The 5,418-nt window shown below is 63.2% G+C and carries 4 protein-coding genes; all 4 read left to right on the forward strand.

The window, feature by feature from the left end; all coding sequences use genetic code 11:
• Positions 1 to 337 precede the first annotated feature (337 nt).
• Complete coding sequence (locus QZY44_RS15350; protein WP_295447779.1) at positions 338 to 1,024, forward strand: hypothetical protein; 687 nt, start codon at positions 338 to 340, stop codon at positions 1,022 to 1,024.
• A 387-nt stretch (positions 1,025 to 1,411) separates the two neighbouring features.
• On the forward strand, positions 1,412 to 2,020 hold the full coding sequence (locus QZY44_RS15355; protein WP_295447782.1) for a DUF3611 family protein: 609 nt from the start codon (positions 1,412 to 1,414) through the stop codon (positions 2,018 to 2,020).
• A 131-nt stretch (positions 2,021 to 2,151) separates the two neighbouring features.
• Positions 2,152 to 3,456 carry an IS4 family transposase gene (locus QZY44_RS15360; RefSeq protein ID WP_295447784.1) on the forward strand — a complete coding sequence of 435 codons (1,305 nt, stop codon included), beginning with the start codon at positions 2,152 to 2,154 and terminating at the stop codon, positions 3,454 to 3,456.
• Positions 3,457 to 3,657: 201 nt separating this feature from the next.
• Positions 3,658 to 5,163, forward strand: coding sequence for an alpha/beta hydrolase (locus QZY44_RS15365; protein WP_295447787.1), 1,506 nt, complete (start codon positions 3,658 to 3,660; stop codon positions 5,161 to 5,163).
• Positions 5,164 to 5,418: the final 255 nt, after the last annotated feature.

A 5,418-nucleotide genomic window follows, 5' to 3' on the forward strand; every position in this document is an offset into this window, starting at 1 on the left:
GGCAAAGGCGGTCACGTCTGGTGTTTTAGTCGGCTTCAGACGATACCGCCTGCGTCCCGCTGCCGCCAACTCTACGTTGACCCTACGCTCTCGCGCCGGACACTTAACCCGGCCATGCACGGGGTTTCCCTCAGGCTGAAAATGGCCAAAGTCGAGGTTACAGCATCCGTCGATTGAGGCCCTGATTCGCGAACTTGCGCGCAATCCGGCGTTGCGGGAAGCCTGCGGCTTCGCGGTGTTGCCGCTCCAGAAGAAACCCCTGGCGCAACTGGTAGCGGACGCCGACACGGGGCGGATGACCATCATCTAGGCGGCGGCGCCAGCGGCCCATGCCGCGGTGCCCGGGAGTTCGGACTTCTCGCGTTTTCTCGCCAACGTCATCGAACTGGAGGAGACGCTGGGAATGGTGACCGGGATGATTGCGACGTTGCGCGAGCAACTGATGGAGGTCCTGCCGGAGTTCGGGCGCCACCTGGGCTACCACGGCAAGGCGATCAACAGCCATAGCACCGGGTGGGTCAGTCGCACCACCGGGGAGACCTCCGGTCCGGATGCCGATTGGGACAAGCACGAGACCAGCAGGGTCGACGCGAGCGATAAGCCCTCGAAAAAGATCAAGAGTTGGTTCGGCTACGGCGTGCATCTGATCGCCGACACCCAGTACGAAATTCCCGTGGCGATGCACCTGACCCCGGCTTCCCACGCCGAGCAGATCGAGCTGCGCGTCATGCTCAAGGAGACCTTCGCCGAGACCCCCGAACTGGCTGAACGCTGCCGCGACTGTAGCGCCGATCGCGGCCTCGACAGTGCTGAGACCAAGGCCCTGCTGTGGGACGTCTATGACATTCGCCCCCTCATTGACACCCGCGAACTGTGGCGGGAAGAGAAACAACATCCCGACGACGATCCGTCCAAACCGATCACCCGCCCCCGCTTTCCCGAGCGGGTGGATACTATCGTCCATACCGAAAAGGGTAGCATCCACGTCCGCCGCGTCCGGTCAGGCTGTCCGCGCGTCGCCTAACGGGCTTGGCTGTCCGCGGTAGGGCGTTGTTGAGAACTCTTCTCAATTGGGCGCCGCGGTGGCCCGGTTTCGACGGCGCCCGCGAGAAAACCCCAGCGCGTCAGCCCCGCCTAATCCCAGCCTCGTGCGGTGGCGCCCGCGAAAAACGCCCCAGCGCAAATGTCTCACAATGGACGCGGGTCGGCGCGTCGGCTATTCTCACACACGACCTATCGTGCGGCGCGGCGGCCGAGGGACGGCAGTGCCCAGTCGTGTGCGTGGCCGTGAAGCAGCAAGACCTGTTGCGTGACCGTCGATACTGCCGTTGTCTCTACCGGCTGCGTGCCTACTCGCAGCCGATTCACGCTCTTCCCAAGCAACACCGCACACTGCGGTCGAGGTAAAGTAATGAGTATGCTCGAAAGAATTGTTGCAGGTTTTCATAGTTCGAAGATCGACGGTCTGGCCAAGACATTTACCCGCTTAGGGTGGACCGGTTTTTGGCTCCAGTTGCTGCTGGGGTCTATTCCAGTGATTCTGATGTTCTACGTCTTCGTTTTCTCAGGGAGTTTCTCAGGTCCGCGCAACGGGCTGCCGGTCATCGAGTTTCTGAGCACGGCCAATCTGCTGGTACTGCTGTTCACCATCGTCTGGTTCTATCGCTATACCGGTCTTGCCAAGCAGATCGCGAATCCCCAAACGCGCCCCACCGAGTCGGCGGTGTTGGGCACCGTCTGGACTGGCCTGGTGGCGAGCAGCCTGGGTATCCTGTTCTCCATGCTGGTGATGCTGCTGGATGTGGGGCAACTCCTGTTCTATTTTCTGTCCGCTCCTCAAGCGGGTATCCAGGCCATCCAGACGACCACCGGCGGGTCTGCCAGTTGGGTCTCAGCGGTCGACCTGGTGAGCCTCATGGCCCTGCTACTGACGCTCGGCGCTGAGGTGGTCACCCTGGTGCTCGGTCTCTGGCTGATGTTCCGTACCACTCAGACCGCCGACGAACTCGCCAAGGGATGACGCGGACCCAGGGGGCTGAGCCAAGACCACCGAGGGGAATGGCCCCTTGGTTCGCCCCCGCTGTATCGCTGCCATCTAGTTAGGCAACGAAGGGGGGTTTTTTGCGATAATTTAGGCGTTTGGACGCGCCGATGCCAGACCGCGAGCAAGCCCTTAAGACGGGTCGAGAACTGATCGTGGACGCCGAGTTCAAGGCCCGGCACCCCAGTAGGGCGAAGGCGTTCACGCGCTCGCGCCGCCTGACGTTCCCTTTGGTGATAACGCTGCTCTTGAGGAAAGGCGTGCAATCGTTGCAGAACATGGTCAACGAAGCGGTGGGCTGGTTGGCGGAGCTACCGGTGACCGGCAGTGCGTTTTCGCAGATACGCTACAAGCTGCGGTACACGGCCTTCATTGAACTGAACGAGGCGGCGGTGGTCGGCACCGTCTATGCCGATTCGGGCTACCGGACCTTCTGGGGGTTTCGGGTGCTGGCGGTCGACGGCTCGAAGATTCTGCTGCCGGACACCGCGGATGTGCGCGCCGCCTTCGGGACCATTGCCTACTCCAACGGCACGCCGGAGACGGCGGGCGAGCGCCCGTATGCCTTGGCATCGGTGCTGTACGATGTCCTCAACCGCGTCGGCGTGGAGGCCGTGCTGGGCCCGGCGAAGGCCTACGGGGTCGATCTGGCGATCGCGCATCTGGCCTGCACGCGCCCGGGCGATCTGCTGGTGATGGACCGCAACTATCCGTCCTATCGGATGTTGGCGGAGCTGACCCGGCATGGGCGCGACTTCGTCGTGCGCTGTTCGGCGGCCTCCTTCGCCCCGGCGCGCCAGATGCTCAAAGGGGAAGGTCCGGACAGTCAAGTCGTCACCCTGAGGCCGTGCGCCGAGCAAGCCCCCGAGATCGGCCGGCTCGGCCTTCCCCCATCGCTGCGGGTGCGGTTCGTGCGGGTACGTTTGAGCACCGGGGAGTGGGAAGTGCTGGTCACCTCCCTGCTCGACGACACGCGCTATCCCACTGAAGGCTTCCTTGAGCTGTACGGTCTGCGGTGGCGACTGGAAACGTTTTATGGCATCCTCAAGACCCGCTTGGACCTGGAAAACTTCACCGGGCTCACCGCCGAAGCGGTGCGCCCGGATTTTCATGCCACGGTCTATCTCACTGGTCTGGAAGCGATCTTGACCGCCGATGCGCAGCAGCGCCTGGACGCGAAGAAGATCCTGCATCCGCAGACCGTCAATCGCGCGGTCTCCTTCAATGCCATCAAACACCATGCCTTGGAGTTGCTGTGCAGCGACCTGAGTACCACCGCGCTGGCAGAACGACTGACAGCGCTCTTTCTTACCAGTCCGACCACCGATCGGCCGCAGCGCAATCCGCCCCGCAAGATGTCCTCGTCCAGGGCCTTGCTGGATTTTCATAAGCGACGAAAAAGGCATTGCTATTGAATCGGTTGGCCTAACTAATTGGCAGTGCCGCGCTGTATCCGGACGGCGTCGGCGCCGGGTCCTGGCCATCGGCCTACTGTCACTCATCGTTATGGCAACGCTCTGGACTTGGTGGGCGGAGTGCCATCCGCGGCAGGAGCGCCGGCTGCGGGTCCTGGTCCATGACACCCTCCCAGAATGAACACGAATAGGAGTAACACGATGGGCTCCAAGCTGATAACACTGTTGAAACGGGCGGCCCTGCTGATCCTGGCGGTTGCCGTGATCTTCCTGGGCGTGCGTGCCTATGACGCCGAGCAAGGTGCGCCGCTGGAGCCCTGGCATACCTTTGTACCGCACGAGTTGTCCGCCGATGAACTCGATCATGCCGACTGGGCGAAGTATCTCGAGGTGGAGAAGACCATCTTCGAGGAGATCCGTACCAACGTCACGCAACGCCTGGCACCCGAGGAGCGCATCCCCGCCAATCGCTATTTCCAGGACAGCCCCGTCAATCCCGAACGGTTCGCCCAGGATTGGAATCGTTCGTATACGTTGGATCCGACCGGCACCCCGGTCGGCGTGGTGGTCCTGCTCCATGGTCTGACCGATTCGCCCTATAGCCTGCGCCATATCGCGCGGCGCTATCGGGAGCGGGGCTTTGCGGCGGTCGCCCCCCGCTTACCCGGTCACGGCACCGTGCCGGCCGGGCTCACGCAGGTGCAGTGGGAGGACTGGACGGCCGCGACCCGGCTGGCGGTGCGTGAGGCCCGGCGCCGGGTCGGCCCCGGGGTGCCGCTGCACATCGTGGGGTTCTCCAACGGCGGGGCACTGGCGATGAAATACGCACTGGATGCCATCGACGATCCGACGCTCCCGCGGGCCGACCGGATCATTCTGATCTCACCGATGATCGGGGTCACCGCCATGGCGGGCCTTGCCGGATTCGCGGGTCTACCGGCCCTGTTGCCGCGCTTTGCCAAGGCCGCCTGGCTCGCGATTCTACCGGAATTCAATCCATTCAAGTACAACTCCTTCCCGATCAACGGGGCGCGGCAATCGTCACTGCTCACGCGCGCCCTGCAGCCGCGGCTGGCACGCGCGGCCCGCGAGGGCCGGTTGAGCACCCTGCCCCCGATTCTTACCTTCCAATCGATCACCGACTTCACGGTCAGTACCCCGGCCGTCGTCAATGCGCTCTATGCGCACCTTCCGGAGAATGGCAGCGAGCTGGTGTTGTTCGATCTGAATCGTCACACCGACTTCGGCCCCTTGCTGCGCCCGAACACCGAGACCATGCTCGCGCGGCTGCTGCCGAGCCCCCCGCGGCGCTACCGTACCACGGTCGTCACCAATGCCGACGCCGGCTCCGCGAACGTGATCGAGCGGGTGACGCAGCCCGGGGCGATGACGGAGCAGGTGCGCCCGTTGGAATTAACCTATCCCAATGAGGTGTTCTCGCTCTCCCATGTTGCCCTGCCATTCCCCGTAACCGACTCGCTTTATGGGATGACCCCCGACCCATCCGAGAACTTCGGCGTCCATTTGGGGGCGATGGCCGTGCGCGGCGAGCGCGGCGTACTGATCGTCAGCCTGGATGCGCTGGTGCGCATGTCCTCCAATCCCTTCTTCCCCTATCTACTGGAGCGTGTCACCGAGCAGATAGACACCCCGGTCGGCGGGGGTCAGCCCGCCGAGCGCATGAGTACCCCAACGGGGCCTTCATGATCGTTCCGGCCCCCCGGGAGCCGGAGTCCAAGGCTTCAGCCTTGGCTGGACGGGACCAAGGCTGACGCCTTGGGCTCCAGAAGAAGGCCGCTGGCCGGAACGATGATGGCTAGTTGGCTCTTCCTGCGTTTCAGGCGGCTGCTAAGTTTTTGTAATATCGTGAAAAGAGGCTTATGATCGCCAGCCGCCAGGAAGGTTTGCAGGTCTCGGAGTTAGGCTGATGATCCCCCTCACAACGCTGCTGGACGACGGCAA

Origin of the sequence: uncultured Thiodictyon sp., assembly GCA_903837595.1 — a bacterium.
Classification (GTDB): Bacteria; Pseudomonadota; Gammaproteobacteria; order Chromatiales; family Chromatiaceae; genus Thiodictyon.

Excerpts from the sequence above, each read along its gene's own strand:
- QZY44_RS15355 (WP_295447782.1), top strand. The coding sequence starts at position 1,412 with ATGAGTATGCTCGAAAGAATTGTTGCAGGTTTTCATAGTTCGAAGATC.
- QZY44_RS15365 (WP_295447787.1), top strand. The coding sequence starts at position 3,658 with ATGGGCTCCAAGCTGATAACACTGTTGAAACGGGCGGCCCTGCTGATC.
- QZY44_RS15360 (WP_295447784.1), top strand. The coding sequence starts at position 2,152 with ATGCCAGACCGCGAGCAAGCCCTTAAGACGGGTCGAGAACTGATCGTG.